Source organism: Cognatilysobacter terrigena (genome assembly GCF_004361065.1).
GTDB classification, from domain to species: domain Bacteria; phylum Pseudomonadota; class Gammaproteobacteria; order Xanthomonadales; family Xanthomonadaceae; genus Cognatilysobacter; species Cognatilysobacter terrigena.
This window is the reverse complement of record NZ_SELT01000004.1, coordinates 37,545-55,033: the sequence shown is the minus strand read 5'-3', so window position 1 is coordinate 55,033 and position 17,489 is coordinate 37,545. Positions and strand designations below refer to the sequence as shown.

The 17,489-nt window shown below is 67.8% G+C and carries 20 protein-coding genes; 16 read left to right on the top strand and 4 right to left on the bottom strand.

The genetic code is table 11. The annotated features are described in order from the left end of the window. Positions 1-24: 24 nt before the first annotated feature. Positions 25-1,935, bottom strand: a complete 1,911-nt coding sequence (gene parE, locus EVS83_RS04365; RefSeq protein ID WP_133499803.1) for a DNA topoisomerase IV subunit B — start codon at positions 1,933-1,935, stop codon at positions 25-27. Positions 1,936-2,106: 171 nt separating this feature from the next. On the opposite strand from parE, the gene EVS83_RS04360 reads away from it, so the two are divergent. The 10 genes from EVS83_RS04360 to EVS83_RS04315 all read left to right on the top strand — a co-directional run bounded on the left by EVS83_RS04360 (position 2,107) and on the right by EVS83_RS04315 (position 10,251). Continuing rightward, a complete protein-coding gene (locus EVS83_RS04360; protein WP_133499802.1) occupies positions 2,107-2,826 on the top strand; it encodes a hypothetical protein in 720 nt (239 codons plus the stop codon). Between the two features lie 124 nt (positions 2,827-2,950). Beyond that, positions 2,951-4,633: a CTP synthase gene (locus EVS83_RS04355; protein ID WP_133499801.1), complete on the top strand. Its 1,683-nt coding sequence runs from the start codon at positions 2,951-2,953 to the stop codon at positions 4,631-4,633. 70 nt (positions 4,634-4,703) lie between these two features. Continuing rightward, positions 4,704-5,543, top strand: coding sequence for a 3-deoxy-8-phosphooctulonate synthase (gene kdsA, locus EVS83_RS04350; protein WP_133499800.1), 840 nt, complete (start codon positions 4,704-4,706; stop codon positions 5,541-5,543). Then, the gene (locus EVS83_RS04345) at positions 5,540-6,061 is read left to right on the top strand and encodes a hypothetical protein (RefSeq protein WP_133499799.1); all 522 of its coding nucleotides are present in this window, start codon (positions 5,540-5,542) and stop codon (positions 6,059-6,061) included. Before kdsA ends, EVS83_RS04345 begins: the two co-directional genes overlap by 4 nt. Beyond that, complete coding sequence (eno, locus tag EVS83_RS04340) at positions 6,051-7,334, top strand: phosphopyruvate hydratase (RefSeq protein ID WP_133499798.1); 1,284 nt, start codon at positions 6,051-6,053, stop codon at positions 7,332-7,334. Before EVS83_RS04345 ends, eno begins: the two co-directional genes overlap by 11 nt. 3 nt (positions 7,335-7,337) lie before the next feature. Beyond that, complete coding sequence (gene ftsB, locus EVS83_RS04335; RefSeq protein ID WP_133499797.1) at positions 7,338-7,682, top strand: cell division protein FtsB; 345 nt, start codon at positions 7,338-7,340, stop codon at positions 7,680-7,682. Next, the gene (gene ispD / locus EVS83_RS04330) at positions 7,679-8,386 is read left to right on the top strand and encodes a 2-C-methyl-D-erythritol 4-phosphate cytidylyltransferase (RefSeq protein WP_133499796.1); all 708 of its coding nucleotides are present in this window, start codon (positions 7,679-7,681) and stop codon (positions 8,384-8,386) included. The genes ftsB and ispD overlap by 4 nt, the downstream gene beginning before the upstream one ends. Further along, positions 8,383-8,862 (top strand): 2-C-methyl-D-erythritol 2,4-cyclodiphosphate synthase, encoded by a 480-nt coding sequence (gene ispF, locus EVS83_RS04325; RefSeq protein WP_133499795.1) that lies wholly within the window; start codon positions 8,383-8,385, stop codon positions 8,860-8,862. Before ispD ends, ispF begins: the two co-directional genes overlap by 4 nt. Continuing rightward, positions 8,862-9,902, top strand: coding sequence for a tRNA pseudouridine(13) synthase TruD (gene truD / locus EVS83_RS04320; protein ID WP_133499794.1), 1,041 nt, complete (start codon positions 8,862-8,864; stop codon positions 9,900-9,902). The genes ispF and truD overlap by 1 nt, the downstream gene beginning before the upstream one ends. A gap of 112 nt (positions 9,903-10,014) precedes the next feature. Then, on the top strand, positions 10,015-10,251 hold the full coding sequence (locus EVS83_RS04315) for a hypothetical protein (protein WP_133499793.1): 237 nt from the start codon (positions 10,015-10,017) through the stop codon (positions 10,249-10,251). Here the strand turns inward: EVS83_RS04315 and EVS83_RS04310 are convergent. Continuing rightward, positions 10,248-10,796 (bottom strand): Smr/MutS family protein, encoded by a 549-nt coding sequence (locus tag EVS83_RS04310; RefSeq protein ID WP_133499792.1) that lies wholly within the window; start codon positions 10,794-10,796, stop codon positions 10,248-10,250. The two genes, EVS83_RS04315 and EVS83_RS04310, sit on opposite strands and share 4 nt — an antisense overlap. A 134-nt stretch (positions 10,797-10,930) precedes the next feature. Here EVS83_RS04310 and surE point away from each other — a divergent pair, with 134 nt between their 5' ends. From surE to EVS83_RS04290, 4 genes are read left to right on the top strand one after another with little or no spacing between them, the layout of a single operon-like run. Then, on the top strand, positions 10,931-11,716 hold the full coding sequence (gene surE / locus EVS83_RS04305; protein WP_133499791.1) for a 5'/3'-nucleotidase SurE: 786 nt from the start codon (positions 10,931-10,933) through the stop codon (positions 11,714-11,716). A 2-nt stretch (positions 11,717-11,718) separates the two neighbouring features. After that, on the top strand, positions 11,719-12,390 hold the full coding sequence (locus EVS83_RS04300; protein ID WP_425456062.1) for a protein-L-isoaspartate(D-aspartate) O-methyltransferase: 672 nt from the start codon (positions 11,719-11,721) through the stop codon (positions 12,388-12,390). 13 nt (positions 12,391-12,403) lie between these two features. After that, positions 12,404-13,018, top strand: a complete 615-nt coding sequence (locus EVS83_RS04295; protein ID WP_133499789.1) for a YqaA family protein — start codon at positions 12,404-12,406, stop codon at positions 13,016-13,018. Further along, a complete protein-coding gene (locus EVS83_RS04290; RefSeq protein ID WP_425456061.1) occupies positions 13,015-13,788 on the top strand; it encodes a peptidoglycan DD-metalloendopeptidase family protein in 774 nt (257 codons plus the stop codon). Before EVS83_RS04295 ends, EVS83_RS04290 begins: the two co-directional genes overlap by 4 nt. Positions 13,789-13,990: 202 nt before the next feature. Here the strand turns inward: EVS83_RS04290 and EVS83_RS04285 are convergent, their stop codons facing one another. Together EVS83_RS04285 and yhbY are read right to left on the bottom strand one after the other, a co-directional pair. Next, positions 13,991-14,365 carry an Mth938-like domain-containing protein gene (locus EVS83_RS04285; protein WP_133499788.1) on the bottom strand — a complete coding sequence of 125 codons (375 nt, stop codon included), beginning with the start codon at positions 14,363-14,365 and terminating at the stop codon, positions 13,991-13,993. Positions 14,366-14,410: 45 nt separating this feature from the next. Continuing rightward, entirely contained in the window at positions 14,411-14,719 is a 309-nt protein-coding gene (gene yhbY / locus EVS83_RS04280) for a ribosome assembly RNA-binding protein YhbY (RefSeq protein ID WP_246022770.1), read from the bottom strand. Positions 14,720-14,797: 78 nt separating this feature from the next. On the opposite strand from yhbY, the gene rlmE reads away from it, so the two are divergent. Beyond that, positions 14,798-15,430: a 23S rRNA (uridine(2552)-2'-O)-methyltransferase RlmE gene (gene rlmE / locus EVS83_RS04275; RefSeq protein ID WP_133499787.1), complete on the top strand. Its 633-nt coding sequence runs from the start codon at positions 14,798-14,800 to the stop codon at positions 15,428-15,430. 165 nt (positions 15,431-15,595) lie between these two features. After that, positions 15,596-17,488, top strand: a complete 1,893-nt coding sequence (gene ftsH, locus EVS83_RS04270; RefSeq protein WP_166636801.1) for an ATP-dependent zinc metalloprotease FtsH — start codon at positions 15,596-15,598, stop codon at positions 17,486-17,488. Position 17,489 lies beyond the last annotated feature (1 nt).

Genomic DNA, 17,489 nt, shown 5'->3' with positions numbered 1-17,489 from the left:
TTCTCCGCCGGGACGCGGTGAACCTCAAACCTCCAGCGTCGCCAGATCGCCCTTGCTCTCCAGCCACGCCTTGCGGTCGGACGCGCGCTTCTTCGCGAGCAGCATGTCCATCAGCGCGAGCGTTGCGTCGTTGTCGTCGACGGTGAGCTGCACCAGGCGGCGCGTGTCGGGGTGCATCGTCGACTCGCGCAGCTGTTCGGGGTTCATCTCGCCGAGGCCCTTGAAGCGGGTGACGGAGATGGCGCCGGTCGGCGTGCCCTTCTTCTTGGCAGCGCGATCGCGTTCGATGCGGTCGATGAGGATGCGCTTCTCTTCCTCGTCGAGCGCGTAGAAGACCTGCTTGCCGACGTCGACGCGGAACAGTGGCGGCATGGCGACGAACACGTGGCCTTCGCGTACCAGCGCCGGGAAGTGGCGGAGGAACAACGCGGACAGCAGCGTCGCGATGTGCAGGCCGTCGGAGTCGGCGTCGGCGAGGATCACGACCTTGCCGTAGCGCAGGCCCGAGAGATCGTCCTTGCCGGGGTCGCAACCGATCGCGACGGCGAGGTCGTGCACTTCCTGCGAGGCGAGCACGCCGCCGGATGCGACTTCCCACGTGTTGAGGATCTTGCCGCGCAGCGGAAGGATCGCCTGGAAGTCCTTCTCGCGCGCCTGGCGCGCGCTGCCGCCTGCCGAATCACCTTCGACGAGGAACAGCTCCGTGCGCGAGAGATCCTGCGATGCGCAGTCGGCGAGCTTGCCCGGCAGCGCAGGCCCCTGCGTCACCTTCTTGCGCAGGACGACCTTCTCGCTCTTCAGGCGCGCGGCAGCGCGTTCGATCGCCAGCTGCGCGATGCGCATGCCGAGATCGACATGCTGGTTCAGCCACAGCGAGAACGCATCGTGCGCGGCGGATTCGACGAAGCCCGCGGCCTGGCGCGACGACAGGCGTTCTTTCGTCTGACCGGAGAACTGCGGGTCGGTCATCTTGATCGACAGCACGAACGCGACGCGATCCCACACGTCTTCCGGCGCGAGCTTCACGCCACGCGGCAGCAGGTTGCGGAAATCGCAGAACTCGCGCAGCGCATCGGTGAAACCGGTGCGCAGGCCGTTGACGTGCGTACCGTGCTGCGCGGTCGGGATCAGGTTGACGTAGCTTTCCTGCACGAGGTCGCCTTCGGGCACCCACGCGGCCGCCCAGTCGACGACTTCGGTCTCCTTCGTCAGCGAGCCGACGAACAGCTGCGACGGCAGCACCTCGCGCTCGCCGAGTTCACCCTTGAGGTAGTCGCGCAGGCCGTCCTCGAAATACCACTCGTCGCGCTCACCCGTGGCTTCGTCGATCAGGCGCACCGTCAGGCCGGGGCACAGCACCGCCTTCGCACGCAGGAGGTGGCGCAGCGCGCGCGCGTTGATCTTGGGCGTGTCGAAATATTTCGGATCCGGCCAGAACTGCACGCGCGTGCCGGTGTTCTTCTTGCCGACGGTGCCGATCACCTCGAGCTTGGAATCGCGGAAGCCGTCCTTGAACGTCATCCGGTATTCGTTGCCGTCGCGCTTGATGCGCACGTCGACATGCTTCGACAGCGCGTTCACCACGCTCACGCCGACGCCATGCAGGCCGCCCGAGAACGTGTAGTTGTTGCCGCTGAACTTACCGCCGGCGTGCAGGCGGGTGAGGATGAGCTCGACGCCCGGGATCTTCTCCTCGGGGTGGATGTCGACCGGCATGCCGCGGCCGTCGTCGCTGACCGAGCAGCTGCCGTCGGTATGCAGCGTGACCTCGATGGTCTTGGCATGCCCGCCCAGGGCTTCGTCGACCGAGTTGTCGATGACTTCCTGTGCGAGGTGGTTGGGGCGGGCGGTGTCCGTGTACATGCCCGGGCGGCGCTTGACCGGGTCCAGCCCGGAGAGCACCTCGATGTCGGCGGCGTTATATCGCTTGTTCATTAGTCGAAATGCTAACAGAGGGCGTCGCACCCGCTCGGACGCTCGAAGCTGAACAACTTGTTGCCGCTTTAGCTTCCTTTTCACGTGGGGGCTACGGGGCGGGTCCGTAGGGTCGCGGCCCGGATGACGGCACTCCCCCGGGCCGTCCCGGTACCCCCTCAAGGAGGCTCCATGAAGAAGCGCATTCTCGCCCTGTCGATTCTGGCCACGCTCGCGGTTCCCGCGTTCGCGCAGGTGTCGCTGCCGCCGGTCGCCACGCCCGTGACGCCCACCACGACGGTTCCGGCCACGCCGGTCACCGGCTCGGTGGATGGCGCCGTGAGCGGCACCGTCGGCGCGACGGTTGACACGACCGATGCGGTCAAGGCGACGGGCAAGGCGCGCAGCAATGCTGTGCATACCGCCAAGTCGACCGCCCGCACCGCGGGTGACAAGGTCGGCGCGGTGGTCCGCGACGCCGGCCGCGCGGTTCCGCCGGTCACCGCGACCACGGGCACGACTGTCGACGCTGGTGCGACCGTCGGTACGTCGGGCGTCGATGCCACCGGTTCGGTCAGCGGCAATGTCGCCGGCTCGACCACCGGCACCTCGGCGACCGGCACCGCTGGCGCGACCACGGGCGCGACGACCCCGGCCGTCCCGGTGACCGGTGCGACCAACGCCGCCGTCCCGGCGCGCGTGAACTCGCAGGGCGCCGTGAACGCGTCCGGTCAGGCCGCGGATGCCGTCTCCGGCAACGCGACCGCGGCGACCCGCTCGGCAGTGACCGCGGGCGACACCACGGCGACGGTGACGACGGACGACGCGCTCGCCGGCACCGGCCAGCTGAAGGGCGATGACGCCAAGTCGGACAGCAAGACGAAGTCGAGCAAGACGCGCAAGCACAAGTAAGCGAACCGCGCTCGAGCACGCTCGAAACGCCCCGGCTTCGGCCGGGGCGTTTTCGTTCCGGACGCCGGAGTCGCGGTCGCGGCGTCGCATCTGTAAACTACGGCTTTCCAGCGCACCCGTGCCCATGACTTCCGCAAGCCATGTAACGCCGCTCGTGTTCGTCACCGGCGGCGTGGTGTCCTCGCTCGGCAAGGGCATCGCAGCGGCCTCGCTCGCGGCCATCCTCGAATCGCGCGGCCTGCGCGTGACGATGATGAAGCTCGATCCGTACATCAACGTCGATCCGGGCACCATGAGCCCGTTCCAGCACGGTGAGGTGTACGTCACCGACGACGGCGCGGAGACCGACCTCGACCTCGGTCATTACGAGCGCTACGTCCGCACGCGTCTTAGCCGCAAGAACTCGATCACCACTGGCCGCATCTACGAGGCCGTGATCCGCAAGGAGCGCCGCGGCGACTACCTCGGCGGCACCGTGCAGGTGATCCCGCACATCACCGACGAGATCAAGCGCGCGATCGTCGACGCCACCGACGGCTACGACATCGGCCTCGTCGAAATCGGCGGCACCGTCGGCGACATCGAGTCGCTGCCGTTCCTCGAGGCGATCCGCCAGCTGCGCAGCGAGCGCGGCCCCGAGTCGACGCTGTTCATGCACCTCACGCTGGTGCCGTGGATCGCCGCCGCCGGCGAGCTTAAGACCAAGCCGACGCAGCACTCCGTCAAGGAACTGCGCTCGATCGGCATCCAGCCCGATGTGCTGCTCTGCCGAAGCGAACAGCCGCTGCCGGATTCCGAGCGTCGCAAGATCGCGTTGTTCACCAACGTGCCCGAGCGCGCGGTCATCTCGGCGATCGACCTGGACAACATCTACAAGCTGCCGCGCTTCTTCCACGACCAGGGCCTCGATGAGATCGTGATCCGTCGCCTCGGCCTGCAGGCCGGCGCCGCGAACCTCGCCGAATGGGATGCCGTGCTCGATGCGAGCGAGCATCCGGTTGACGAAGTCACGATCGGCGTCGTCGGCAAGTACGTCGACCATCAGGACGCGTACAAGTCCGTCGCCGAAGCGCTCAAGCACGGCGGCCTGCGCCAGCGCACGCGCGTCAACCTCAAGTGGCTCGAATCCAGCGACATCGAGAAGCAGGGCGTGTCCGTGCTTGACGGTGTCGACGGCATCCTCGTCCCCGGCGGCTTCGGCGATCGCGGCTTCGAAGGCAAGGTGCTCACGTCGAAGTTCGCGCGCGAACACGGCATTCCGTATTTCGGCATCTGCTACGGCATGCAGGCGGCGGTGGTCGACTATGCGCGTAACGTGTGCGGTCTCGCGGGCGCGAACAGCACCGAGAACGATAAGGCGTCGCCGCATCCGGTCATCGGCCTGATCACCGAATGGCGTACGCAGACCGGCGACATCGAGCGTCGCAGTGAAGGCAGCGATCTGGGCGGCACGATGCGCCTCGGCCTGCAGGACCAGCGCCTCAAGCCGGGCACGCTCGCGCGCGAGACCTACGGCCGCGATGTGGTCGGCGAGCGTCACCGGCATCGCTACGAGTTCAACAACCGCTATCGCACGCAGCTCGAAGACGCGGGCCTCGTGATCTCCGCGAAGTCGATGGACGACCTGCTCGTCGAGATGGTCGAGCTCAAGCGCGATGCGCATCCGTGGTTCCTCGCCTGCCAGGCGCACCCCGAGTTCCTCTCGACGCCGCGCGACGGGCATCCGCTCTTCATCGGCTTCATCCGCGCCGCGCGCGAGCACAAGGCGCAGGCTGGCGGCCGTCTGCTGAAGGAAGTGCGCAACTGATGCGCATCGCCTGCGTTCCGTCTTTCCGTGCGATGCGCGATGCGCGCGTCCCCACGTTTCGGAGTCACCCATGAACCTCTGCGGATTCGAGGTCGGCCTCGACAAGCCGTTCTTCCTGATCGCCGGTCCCTGCGTCATCGAATCGATGGAACTGCAGATGGAGACGGCGGGTCGCCTCAAGGAGATCACCTCCGAGCTCGGCATTCCTTTCATCTTCAAGTCGAGCTTCGACAAGGCGAACCGCACGTCGATGTCCGGTTTCCGCGGCCCCGGCATGGAAGAGGGCCTGAAGGTGCTGTCGGAAGTGAAGCGCCAGCTGGACCTGCCGGTGCTTACCGATGTGCACGAGTACACGCCGATCGACGAGGTCGCGAGCGTAGTGGACGTGCTGCAGACGCCAGCGTTCCTCGTGCGTCAGACCGACTTCATCCGCAACGTCTGCGCCGCGGGCAAGCCGGTCAACATCAAGAAGGGCCAGTTCCTCGCGCCGTGGGACATGAAGCCCGTGGTCGAGAAAGCGAAGTCGACCGGCAATCAGCAGATCATGGTGTGCGAGCGCGGCGCGAGCTTCGGCTACAACAACCTCGTGAGCGACATGCGTTCGCTCGCGGTGATGCGCGAAACCGGTTGCCCGGTCGTGTTCGACGCGACGCATTCCGTGCAGCTGCCCGGCGGGCAGGGCACGTCGAGCGGCGGTCAGCGGCAGCACGTGCCCGTGCTCGCGCGCGCGGCGATGGCGGTCGGTATCGACGGCATCTTCATGGAGACGCATCCGGATCCATCGAAGGCGTTGTCCGACGGTCCGAACGCGTGGCCGCTGCCGAAGATGCGCGCGCTGCTGGAAACGCTGAAGCAGCTCGACGAAGTAACCAAGCGCAACGGTTTCCTCGAGTCGGAATACGCTTCGTGACAGCGGCGCGGTTCGTCCTGACGCTGTTTTTATTGGCGGCGGCCAGCGCCGCTGCGGCGAGCGAGCCGCCGGCCGCCGCACCGCAAGCGGCGCCGCAGTCCGACATCTCCGCACAGTTCGATGCCGACGTCGCGCGTTACCAGCCGTTGGTCGAAGAGTCGGCCGCGATCAAGAAGTGCGTCGACGCCGAGCTCGCGCGTCGCGGGCTCGACATGCAGTCGGCGATGGATGTGCTCGACGCCACGCCCGATGCACCGACGCTTCGCACGAACCTGCTTCGCCTGATCGACCAGGACGTCGAGCTCAGTGCCGACGATCGCAAGACGCTCGACGCCGACGGTCGCCTGCGCGTTCCCTACATCGGCTACCAGACCAAGGGCGCCGCGACGTTCGATCTCGGCGTCGTCGCCCGCGTCATTGCGGTGCAGTCCGTCTATCTCGATCGCGCGCTCGACAGCCGCTGCGGTCCCAGCCCCAAGCTTCTTACTTTCATCGGAGTTACGCCCCGTGCAGATTGAACGCATCCACGCCCGCGAAATCCTGGACAGTCGTGGCAACCCGACGCTCGAAGCGGAAGTCACGCTCGCCGATGGCAGCTTCGGCCGCGCGATGGTGCCGTCGGGTGCGTCCACGGGTACGAAGGAAGCCGTCGAACTGCGCGATGGCGACAAGACGCGCTACCTCGGCAAGGGCGTCACGCACGCGGTCAACAACGTCAACACGACGATCGCGCAGGCGCTCGCGGGTTTTGACGCGAACGACCAGACGGGCCTCGACCGTCGACTGATCGACCTCGACGGCACGGACAACAAGGGCCGCCTCGGCGCGAACGCGCTGCTCGGCGTGTCGATGGCGAATGCGCACGCGGTCGCGGCGTCGAAGAAGATGCCGCTGTGGCAGCATCTGGCGAATGGGCGCGAAGCCGTGCTTCCGGTGCCGATGATGAACATCATCAACGGCGGCGCGCATGCGGACAACAACGTCGACCTGCAGGAGTTCATGGTGCTGCCGGTCGGCTTCGACAGTTTCCGCGAAGCGCTGCGTGCGGGCACCGAGATCTTCCACGCGCTGAAGAGCGTGCTGAAGGGTCGCGGTCTTTCGACGGCGGTGGGCGACGAAGGCGGTTTCGCGCCGGACCTGCGCAGCAACGAGGAAGCGCTGGAGACCATCCTCGAGGCGATCGGCAAGGCCGGCTATCGCGCGGGCGAGGACGTGCTGCTGGGCCTCGACGTCGCGTCGAGCGAGTTCTTCGAGAACGGCAAGTACAACCTCACTGGCGAAGGCAAGCGCCTGACCAGCGAGCAGTTCGTCGACTTCCTCGCCGACTGGACGCAGCGCTATCCGATCATCACGATCGAGGACGGCATGGCCGAGCACGACTGGGCCGGCTGGAAGCTGCTCACCGAGAAGATCGGCAACAAGGTGCAGCTGGTCGGCGACGACCTGTTCGTCACCAATCCGAAGATCTTCAAGGAAGGCATCGATCAGAAGGTCGCGAACGCGATCCTCATCAAGGTCAACCAGATCGGCACGCTGACCGAAACGCTCGAAGCCATCGCGATGGCCGATGCGAACCGTTACGCCGCGATCGTCTCGCACCGCTCGGGCGAAACCGAGGACACGACGATCGCCGACATCGCCGTCGCGACGACCGCCACGCAGATCAAGACGGGTTCGCTGTGCCGCAGCGATCGCGTCGCCAAGTACAACCAGCTGCTGCGCATCGAAGAGCAGCTCGGCGCGGCCGCGCGCTACGCCGGTCGCAACGCGTTCGTCTCGCTGGCGCGCTGATCGATGGCGCGAACGCGCTACGGCCTGCTGATCCTGATCAGCCTGCTGGCACTGCTGCTGGTGGGCCTGCAGACACGGCTGTGGCGCGGCGAGGGCGGCCGCGAAGCGGTGGACACGCTGCAGCGCCAGGTCGACGCGCAGGCGCATGAAAACGGCGGTCTTCGCCAGCGCAACGATGCGCTGGCTGCCGAAGTGGAAGACCTCAAGTCGGGCGAGGCGGCCGTCGAGGATCGCGCGCGCAGCGAACTCGGCATGATCAAGCCGGGCGAGGTGTTCTATCGCGTCGTCGAGAACGCGCAGACGCAGCCGAAGCCGGCGACCGCGGATACCGCGCCGGCGACGCCATGACGGCGATCTGGGCCGTGGTGCCGGCCGCGGGCAGCGGCAGCCGTTTCGGTGGCGACATTCCCAAGCAGTACCTCGAGGTCGCCGGGCAATCGCTGATCGCGCACGCGCTGGACGCCTTGCTGTCGCATCCGCGTGTCGCCGGAGCGATGGTCGCGTTGGGCGCAGGCGACACGCACTGGCCCGGCTGGACAGCGCGACGCGGCAAGCCGGTGCATTCGTGCATCGGCGGCGCCGATCGCGCGGCGTCGGTGCTGGCGGCGCTACAGGCGCTCGCGCCGGTCGCGGGCGAGGACGTGCTCGTGCTCGTGCACGATGCCGCACGCCCCAACCTGGACACGCGCGACCTCGATCGCCTGATCGACGCCGCATTGCAGGACGGGCACGGCGCGCTGCTCGCCGCACCGGTACGCGACACGCTCAAGCGTATCGACGACGACGGCCGCAGCGCGGGCACCGAGCCTCGCGAGCGCCTATGGCGCGCGTTGACCCCGCAGGCCGCGCGCCTCGACGTGCTGCGCGAAGCGCTCGAAAGCGCACGCGACGCTGGCACTCTCGTTACGGATGAAGCAATGGCGCTCGAACGCATGGGCCGTCGCCCCCGCATGGTCGAAGGCCGCGACGACAATATCAAGGTGACGACGCCGGCCGACCGTGCGCTCGTCGACCATCTGCTTTCGAGCCGAGCGAACCGGGAGCGCGCATGAGCATTCGCATCGGCCAGGGTTTCGACGTCCATGCATTCGGCGACGGCGACCACGTCATGCTCGGCGGCGTCCGCATTCCGCACAGCCGCGGTGTCGTCGCGCACTCCGACGGCGACGTGGTGCTGCATGCGCTGTGCGACGCGATCCTCGGCGCGCTGGCGCTCGGCGACATCGGCCGCCATTTTCCGCCGAGCGACGAGCGGTGGCGCGATACGGACAGTCGTGCGTTCGTGCGCCGTTGCGTGTCGCTCGCCGCGGAGCGCGGATTCCGGGTCGTCAATGTCGATGCGACGGTGCTTGCCGAGCGTCCGAAGGTCGGTCCGCATGCGCAGGCCATGCGCGAGCTCATCGCGGGGGATCTCGGTATCGAAGTCGACGCTGTGAGCGTCAAGGCGACGACGACCGAACGGTTGGGTTTTACCGGTCGCGAAGAGGGCATCGCCGCGATGGCGGTCTGCCTGCTCGAGTCGATCTGATGACGACCGACTTGCCGCGCGCGCACGGCCCGTCCGTGCTCACCGCGACGTTCCGCGCCACGCCGGACGATTTCGTTGTCGAGGAAATTGCCGGCTTCGAGCCGACCGGCAGCGGCGAACACCTGCTGCTCGAGATCGAAAAGCGCGGCCTCAACACGGCATTCGCGGCGCGGCGCATCGCGGAGTGGGCGGGCGTCAAGGACGTCGCCATCGGTTATGCAGGCCTGAAGGATCGGCACGCAGTGACGCGACAGCGCTTCACCGTGCATCTGCCGGGGCGCGAATCGCCGGATGTGGCCGCGCTGGAAGGTGCGTCGTTGCGCGTGCTTTCGTCGACGCGCCACGCACGCAAGCTCCCGCGCGGCGCGCTCGCCGGCAACCGTTTCATCCTCACGCTGCGCGATGTCGACGGTGATGTCGGCGCGATCGATGAGCGCCTGTCGCTCATCGCAACGCGCGGCGTGCCCAACTACTTCGGCGAGCAGCGGTTCGGCCGCGCCGGCGATAACGTCGAGCAGGCGCTCGCGATGTTCGCCGGCCGTCGCGTCCGTCGCGAGGACCGAAGCCTGCTGCTGTCGGCAGCACGATCGGAGCTTTTCAACCGCGTACTTGCCGAACGCGTGCGTCGGCGCTGCTGGGACACGCCCCTGGACGGCGAGGTCTGGATGCTCGACGGCCGCCGCAGCGTGTTCGGACCGGAGCCGTTCGACGACGCGCTCGCGGAGCGGTTGGCGACATTCGACATTCATCCGACGGGTCCGCTGTGGGGCCGCGGCACGTTGCGCACCACCGGCGAATGTCGCGATCTCGAGCAGGCCTGCTTGGATGCGGACAACGGTCCGGCGCTGCGCGAGGGATTGGAGCGCGCAGGGCTCGAACAGGAGCGACGCGCGCTCAGGCTTCGTCCGGCCGATCTCGACTGGGCATGGGCGTCCGATCGCGTGCTCGAACTGCGTTTTGCGCTGCCGCCAGGTGCTTACGCGACCTGCGTGCTCGACGCGTTGGGCGACGTCGCCGCGGCGTCCCGTCGGCCCGACTGACCGTTCGTCGAACGCGGCCAGCCGTCACATGCGGCGCTGGTAGCGCGGGCGTATAACCGCTTCGACGCCCGCCATGGGGGCGGACGCCGCGTTGACGTCCGAAGGAGGGTCTATGTCCGCAATGCGTTCCGCATTCCTGGTCGTTCTCCTCGCCGGCAGTGCCGCCGGCTGCGCGAGCACGCACGATTCGTCCGCGTCCACCTACGTTTCACCCCGGGCATCGAGCTCGGTGCTTGCTCAGCAGGACGGCGAGTACATCGCACGCATCAATCAGCAGGCGCTGACGCGTGGCATTCATGTCGAATGGGTGAATCCGCCGCTGAAGCACGCCGCGAAGCCGCCTCGCTAACGCTTCGCCAGCACGACCACGACCGCGCCCGTCCCGCCCTGTGCGGGCGGCGCGGAATGGAAGCCCAGCACGTCCGCGCGCTGGCGTAGCACGCGGTCGACCATGTTCTTGAGCAGCGGCGCGCCGCTGCTGTCGAGTTCCGCGGCGCCGCGTCCCTTGCCGTGGATGATGCGCACGCAGCCGACGCCGTGTTTGCGCGCGTCCGCGAGGAACGCGCGCAGCAGCGACTGCGCCTGGCGCGCGTCGAGCCCGTGCAGGTCGAGTTCATCCTGCGCCGACAGCTCGCCGCGCTTGAGGCGCTGGAAGACGGCGGGCGGAAGGCGTTCGTCGCGATGGCTGAGCACGTCGCCGGCGCCGAGCAGTTGCTCGTCCAGCGCGAGGCGGAATTCGCTCGCCGCGGCGGCTTCGTCCTGTTCGGCCATGCGTGCGCGGGGACGCGGCTTCGGCGCGGTCGGCGGCAGGGGCGGCGCCTCGACCGGGCGCACGGGGCCCACCGCCTGCCGGAACAGTTCCGAATCGTCGTCGCGTGGATCGCTCTCGCCCATGCCGCCAGCGTAAACGCCGGGCGCGCGGCGCGCTGCGACGACGTCTTCATCGCGCGAATGGGCGGCCGGGACGTTCGGCTATCATGAGTCCCCGCCGTCGCCGGCGGTTCCTCCACCCGGCGCACCGAGTTCGAATGCGAGTCCTCATCAGCAACGACGACGGCGTCGACGCGCCGGGCATCCGCGTCCTCGCGGAGCACCTGCGCGCCGCCGGCCATAGCGTCATCACCGTCGCGCCCGATCGCGACCGCTCCGGCGCGAGCAATTCCCTCACCCTCGACATGCCGGTGCGCGTGATCCAGCAGGACGCGCAGACCTGGCGCGTCCACGGCACGCCCACCGACTGCGTGCATGTCGCGCTGACGGGCATGCTCGACGAGGAGCCGGACATCGTCGTGTCGGGCATCAACAACACGGCGAACCTCGGTGACGACGTGATCTATTCCGGCACCGTCGCTGCGGCGATGGAAGGCCGCTTCCTGGGCCTGCCGGCGATCGCGGTGTCGCTCGCCACGGCAGATCACGTCGGGCGTCATTACGAAACGGCCGCGCGGGCGGCGGTCGAGCTCGTGGCGCGACTGTCGGTCGACCCGCTACCGGCCGACACCATCCTCAACGTCAACGTGCCCGACGTGCCGTGGGATGCGCTGGCCGGCTTCGAGGTCGGCCGCCTCGGCAATCGCCACCGTGCGGAAGCCTGCGTATCGCAGGTCGACCCGCGCGGTCGCCAGTGGTACTGGATCGGCGCGGCCGGTGCCGAGCAGGACGCCGGTCCCGGCACCGATTTCCACGCCGTGCGACGCGGTTGCGTGTCGATCACGCCGATCCATGTCGACCTCACGCGCTTCCAGGCGCTGGAGCAGGTCGCCGGCTGGGTCGGTGGGCTCGCCGACACGCTGCGCCTGAAGTCGGAGGCGTGACGATGCGCATGAACATGAAGCCGGAGACCACCGGCAGTGGCCTGACGTCGCAGCGCGTGCGCGACCGACTGGTCGAGCGCCTGCGCGCCAACGGCATCGTCGACGAGCGCGTGCTGAACGCGATCCGCACGGTGCCACGTCATCTGTTCGTCGACGAAGTGCTCGCGTCGCGCGCGTACGAAGACACCGCGCTGCCGATCGGTCACGGCCAGACGATCTCGCAGCCGTGGGTCGTCGCGCGCATGACCGAGGCACTGCTCGAAACGAGCCCGAAGAAGGTGCTGGAGATCGGCACCGGTTCGGGCTACCAGGCCGCAGTGCTTGCGGCGCTGGGTCTCGAGGTGCACACGGTCGAACGCATCGGCGAGCTGTTGCGCGTCGCGCGCAAGCGTTTGCGCCAGCTCGGCATGACGGTGCGCACGAAGCACGACGACGGCCGCATCGGCTGGCCCGAAAACGCGCCGTTCGATGCGATTCTCGTCACTGCGGGCGCGCCGGCGCTGGTCGATGCCCTGAAGGCGCAACTCGCGTCGGGCGGTACGCTGATCGCGCCGGTGGGGCCCGCGAACGCGCAGGCGCTGGTGCGCATCCGGCAGCGCGAGGACGGCAGCTTCGACGAGCAGGTGCTTGCGCCCGTCGTATTCGTGCCGCTCCTGTCGGGCATCGTGGATTGATACGGAGAACCGCTTGAAGCTTTTCGCCCCGTTGTACGACCGCGCGATCGGATGGGCCCGCCATCGGCATGCCGAGCGTTACCTCGCGGTGCTGAGCTTCTTCGAGGCGATCATTTTCCCGGTGATGCCGGAAGTGATGCTCGCGCCGATGTGCGTCGGCCAGCCGCGTCGCGCGTTCCGTTTTGCGACCGTGAGCCTCGTGTTCTCGTTGCTGGGATCGGTCGTCGGTTACGCGCTCGGGCACTACGCCTTCGAAGCGGTGAAACCGCTCTTCGCCGCCATGGGCATGCTGCCGGCGATCGAGTCGGGCATCCGCACCGTGCAGGCCGAGATGGCGAAGTCGCCGTGGGCGGTGTTCACCTTCCTCGTGCTCGGCGGTTTCATGCCGATCCCGCTCAAGGTGTTCACGTGGGCGTCGGGCATCGTCGGCGTGCCGATGCTGCAATACCTGCTCGCGATGGCGGTGGGACGCGGCAAGCGCGTGTTCCTGCTCGCGCTGCTGATCCGCATGGGCGGCGAGCGCGCGGAGGCGCAGCTGCGTCGCTACATCGAGCCGGTGGGCTGGATCGCGACGGCGATCGTCGTGGTCGGTATCGGCGTACTGGCGTGGAGAGCGCACGGGGCATGACGATGCAACGAATCGCGATGTGGAGCGTGACTGCGCTGTTCGCGTTGCTCGCGGGCTGTTCGAGTACGGTCATCCGCGAGCCGTCGGCGACGCGTAGTCCGCCGCGTGTGTCGACGCCGAAGCCCGGCGCAACGACCGTCGTCGAGCGCGGCGACACGCTCTATTCGATCGCGACGCGCAACGGCATCAGCGTGCTTGATCTCGCGTCATGGAATGCGTTGCCGCCGCCGTACACGATCTATCCGGGGCAGCGGCTTCGCCTGTATCCGGGCGGCACACGCGTCGTGTCGACGCCGCCGCGCACCACGCCGCCGCGTACTTCGACGACATCACCGGCGACTCCTCCGCGCGACACGCGTCCCGCACCACCGCCGGTGGTGGTCGCGCCGCCTGCAAGCGGTTTCGCGTGGCGCTGGCCGGCCGAGGGCGCGCTCGTGTCGCGCTATGTGCCGGGCGAGCCGACGAAGCAGGGTATCGACATCGGTGGCAAGGAAGGCTCGCCGGTGCGTGCGGCGGCCGATGGCACCGTCGTCTATTCCGGCGCAGGGCTGGTCGGCTACGGCGAGCTCGTGATCATCAAGCACAACGAGCAGTGGCTGTCGGCGTACGGCCACAACCGCAAGCGGCTGGTCAACGAAGGGCAGCTCGTTAAGGCGGGCGACGCGATTGCGGAGATGGGCCACCGCGGCGCGCCGCGCGACATGCTGCACTTCGAGATCCGCTACGCGGGCAAGCCGGTCGATCCGCTGCTTTATCTGCCGGCGAAGTAATCGAGGCGTCGGAAGAGAACGGGCGCGCGGCATTCTGCGCAGGCGGCCGCGGTGTCATTCGATCGCTCTCGCGAGCGAACGTGCCGGCGTGTCGATCAGACCGCTGCTTGACGCGCTCCGATCGCGTCGGATCTTTGCTGCCGCTCGAACGCTCGCGACGATTCTTCGTCGTCGCATCGCGGCGCCTGCCGCTCCGCGCCGATCAACCGCCGAGGATGAAGCCCGCGACGACCCGCCGTCCTTCGCCTGCGAGCACCGCATACGTCCGCGCGGCGGCCGAGTTGTTCATCACCTCGAACCCCACGCCCGCTTGCAGGCAGGCGGCCTGCGTTGCAGCCGGCGCGAACGCCTGGCGATCACCGCTGCCGATGACGATGACGTCGGGCTTCAGCGCGAGCAGTGGTTCCAGCAGTTCGGGTGTGAGCAGCCCGACGGCAGCGACCGGCCAGTCTTCGACCAGCGTTTCGGGCGACACGATGAAGCTGGTCGTCAGCTGGCGGTCGTTCACCAGCGCCGAGCGGCCGTCGGCGCCGCGCAGGACGTTGATGTGATCGGGGTTTTCGAGCGTCAGTTGCATGCCGGCCGTCGCAGGGAGTGTCGACGCGTCGCCGTCGGAAGGGCGTCAGGCCCGCGGCAGGACGATCTGCCGCTTGTCGCGGCTCTGGCGGTAGAGCACGGCGGTGTGGCCGATGCGCTGGACCAGTGCCGCGTCGGTGCCCTTGACCAGTTCGTCGACGAGCGCGTCGCGCGCCTCGCGATCCTCGGCCGCCACCTTCACCTTGATCAGCTCGTGGTCCTCGAGCGCCTGACCGACTTCCGCCACCAGCGCCGGGGTCACGCCCTTGCCGCCCACCTGCAGCATCGCTTTCAGGCCGTGGGCCTGGCCGCGGAGGAACCGGATCTGGGCGTTGGTAAGGCGTGGCGAAGTCAAGCGAACGTTCCAGGAGCGCGGGGAGGCGCAGGGTATCATGCGGCCTTGCGCCGCCTTTTCCGGCGCGTGCACATACCGATGCCGACGCGCAGCAAGTCCAGCCACCGCTGGCTCAAGGAACACTTCTCCGACCCGTACGTGAAGAAGGCGAAGGCCGAAGGCCTGCGCTCGCGTGCGGCGTACAAGCTGGAAGAACTCGTCGAACGTGACCGGCTCCTCAAGCCCGGCATGGTCGTGGTCGACCTCGGCGCGGCGCCCGGCGGCTGGTCGCAGTGGGTTCGCCAGAGCCTGGGCGACAGCGGGCGCGTCATCGCGCTCGACATCCTCGCCATGCCGCCCTTGGCGGGCGTCGAATTCCTGCACGGCGACTTCCGCGAGGACGAAGTTCTCAAACAGCTCGAAGCCAGTCTCGGCGGGCAGCCGGTGGACCTTGTGCTGTCGGACATGGCCCCCAACATGAGCGGTATGGACGCGGTGGACCTGCCGCGGGCGATGCACCTGGCGGAACTCGCGATGGATTTCGCCGACCATCACCTGCGGGTGGGCGGCAACTTCCTCATCAAGCTGTTCCAAGGTGTGGGGTTCGACGAGTACGTGAAGGAACTCCGGCGTCGGTACGACAAGGTCGTCATCCGCAAGCCGGCAGCGTCACGTAAACGGTCGCCCGAGGTATATGCGCTCGCGCAAAGCCGGCGTGCGCAGATGAAGTAAGGTGGCATGACGCCGTTAACGGCGTGATGCAGGGGCGTCGCTGAACCGCGATGCCACGAGCACGGCCCGTAAGCGGCCGTGGCCGCATGATCGGAGCCATTCCGGCACGCGGCTTGAAGGGACGTACAGGGTGTACGTGCTCCAATGGCGCCTCAAGGTATGAAGATGAACGACTTGGCCAAGAATCTTTTGCTGTGGGTGGTGGTCGCCGTCGTGCTGATGGTGGTCTTCCAGGCCTTCGGCCCGCGCAGCGCCCAGACCGAGACGCTGGCCTACGACCAGTTCATCCAGCAGGTGCAGTCCGACCGCGTGCAGAAGGTGCAGATCGCGGAAGACCGCACCACGATCGCGGGTGAGCGCAAGGACGGCACGAAGTTCGTGACGTATGCGCCGGAAGACAGCGGTCTGATGTACGACCTGCTGCACCACCGCGTGTCCGTCGCCCAGCAGCCGCCGCAGAACGGCCCGTCGCTGTGGGCGATCCTGCTCAATTTCCTACCGATCCTGTTAATCGTCGGCGCGTGGATTTTCGTCATGCGCCAGATGCAGCAGGGCGGCAGCAAGGGTGCGATGAGCTTCGGCAAATCGCGCGCGAAGATGCAGGGCGAGGACCAGGTCAAGGTCACGCTCGCCGACGTCGCGGGTTGCGACGAGGCGAAGCAGGAAGTCGGCGAACTTGTCGAGTTCCTGCGCGATCCGTCGCGCTTCCAGAAGCTCGGCGGCAAGATCCCGCGCGGCGTGCTGATGGTCGGTCCGCCGGGTACGGGTAAGACGCTCCTTGCGCGCGCCATCGCGGGTGAAGCGAAGGTGCCGTTCTTCTCGATCTCCGGCTCGGACTTCGTCGAGATGTTCGTGGGCGTCGGCGCGAGCCGCGTGCGCGACATGTTCGACCAGGCCAAGAAGCACGCGCCCTGCATCATCTTCATCGACGAGATCGACGCGGTCGGTCGTCATCGCGGCGCCGGTCTCGGCGGCGGTCACGACGAGCGCGAGCAGACGCTCAACCAGCTGCTGGTCGAGATGGACGGGTTCGAGGGCGGCGAGGGCGTGATCGTCATCGCGGCGACCAACCGTCCGGACGTGCTCGATCCGGCGCTGCTGCGCCCGGGCCGTTTCGACCGTCAGGTCACCGTCGGCCTGCCGGACGTTCGCGGTCGCGAGCAGATCCTCAAGGTGCACATGAAGAAGCTGCCGCTGGGCGAGGACGTCGACGCGATGGTCGTCGCGCGCGGCACGCCGGGCTTCTCGGGTGCGGACCTCGCGAACCTCTGCAACGAGGCCGCGCTGTTCGCCGCACGCGACAACGCCAAGCAGGTGCACATGGAGCACTTCGACAAGGCACGCGACAAGATCCTGATGGGCGCCGAGCGTCGTTCGATGGCGATGAGCCTCGAAGAGAAGACCAACACGGCGTACCACGAGGCGGGCCACGCGATCGTCGGCCGCCTCGTGCCGGAGCACGATCCGGTCTACAAGGTCACGATCATCCCGCGCGGTCGCGCGCTGGGCGTGACCATGTACCTGCCGGAAGGCGACCGCTACAGCTACAACCGCACCATCATCGAGTCGCAGCTGTGCTCGCTGTATGGCGGCCGCATCGCCGAAGAGCTGATCTTCGGTCCGGGCAAGGTCACGACGGGCGCGTCGAACGACATCGAGCGCGCGACGAAGATGGCGCGCAACATGGTCACGAAGTGGGGCCTGTCGGAACTCGGCCCGATCACGTTCGGTGAGGAAGAGGACGAGGTGTTCCTCGGCCGTTCGGTGACGCAGCACAAGAACGTGTCCGACGAGACCGCGCGCAAGATCGACGAAGTCGTCCGTGACATCCTCGACCGCGCCTATGCGCGTTCGACGAAGATCCTCACCGACAACATCGACAAGCTGCACGCGATGGCGAAGGCGCTGCTCGAGTACGAGACCATCGACGCCACGCAGATCGACGCGATCATGGAAGGCCGCGATCCGCCGCCGCCGACCGGCTGGGGCCGCGGCGGCCCGGCGACGGAAGAGCCGAAGCGCCTGACGCTCGGCGGTCCGCAGCCGACCGGCACCTGAT

Bases quoted from the DNA above. Each gene is read 5' to 3' on its own strand.
- parE (WP_133499803.1), bottom strand. From the start codon at position 1,935: ATGAACAAGCGATATAACGCCGCCGACATCGAGGTGCTCTCCGGGCTG.
- EVS83_RS04360 (WP_133499802.1), top strand. From the start codon at position 2,107: ATGAAGAAGCGCATTCTCGCCCTGTCGATTCTGGCCACGCTCGCGGTT.
- EVS83_RS04355 (WP_133499801.1), top strand. From the start codon at position 2,951: ATGACTTCCGCAAGCCATGTAACGCCGCTCGTGTTCGTCACCGGCGGC.
- kdsA (WP_133499800.1), top strand. From the start codon at position 4,704: ATGAACCTCTGCGGATTCGAGGTCGGCCTCGACAAGCCGTTCTTCCTG.
- ftsB (WP_133499797.1), top strand. From the start codon at position 7,338: ATGGCGCGAACGCGCTACGGCCTGCTGATCCTGATCAGCCTGCTGGCA.
- ispD (WP_133499796.1), top strand. From the start codon at position 7,679: ATGACGGCGATCTGGGCCGTGGTGCCGGCCGCGGGCAGCGGCAGCCGT.
- ispF (WP_133499795.1), top strand. From the start codon at position 8,383: ATGAGCATTCGCATCGGCCAGGGTTTCGACGTCCATGCATTCGGCGAC.
- truD (WP_133499794.1), top strand. From the start codon at position 8,862: ATGACGACCGACTTGCCGCGCGCGCACGGCCCGTCCGTGCTCACCGCG.
- EVS83_RS04315 (WP_133499793.1), top strand. From the start codon at position 10,015: ATGTCCGCAATGCGTTCCGCATTCCTGGTCGTTCTCCTCGCCGGCAGT.
- EVS83_RS04310 (WP_133499792.1), bottom strand. From the start codon at position 10,796: ATGGGCGAGAGCGATCCACGCGACGACGATTCGGAACTGTTCCGGCAG.
- surE (WP_133499791.1), top strand. From the start codon at position 10,931: ATGCGAGTCCTCATCAGCAACGACGACGGCGTCGACGCGCCGGGCATC.
- EVS83_RS04300 (WP_425456062.1), top strand. From the start codon at position 11,719: ATGCGCATGAACATGAAGCCGGAGACCACCGGCAGTGGCCTGACGTCG.
- EVS83_RS04290 (WP_425456061.1), top strand. From the start codon at position 13,015: ATGACGATGCAACGAATCGCGATGTGGAGCGTGACTGCGCTGTTCGCG.
- EVS83_RS04285 (WP_133499788.1), bottom strand. From the start codon at position 14,365: ATGCAACTGACGCTCGAAAACCCCGATCACATCAACGTCCTGCGCGGC.
- rlmE (WP_133499787.1), top strand. From the start codon at position 14,798: ATGCCGACGCGCAGCAAGTCCAGCCACCGCTGGCTCAAGGAACACTTC.
- ftsH (WP_166636801.1), top strand. From the start codon at position 15,596: ATGAACGACTTGGCCAAGAATCTTTTGCTGTGGGTGGTGGTCGCCGTC.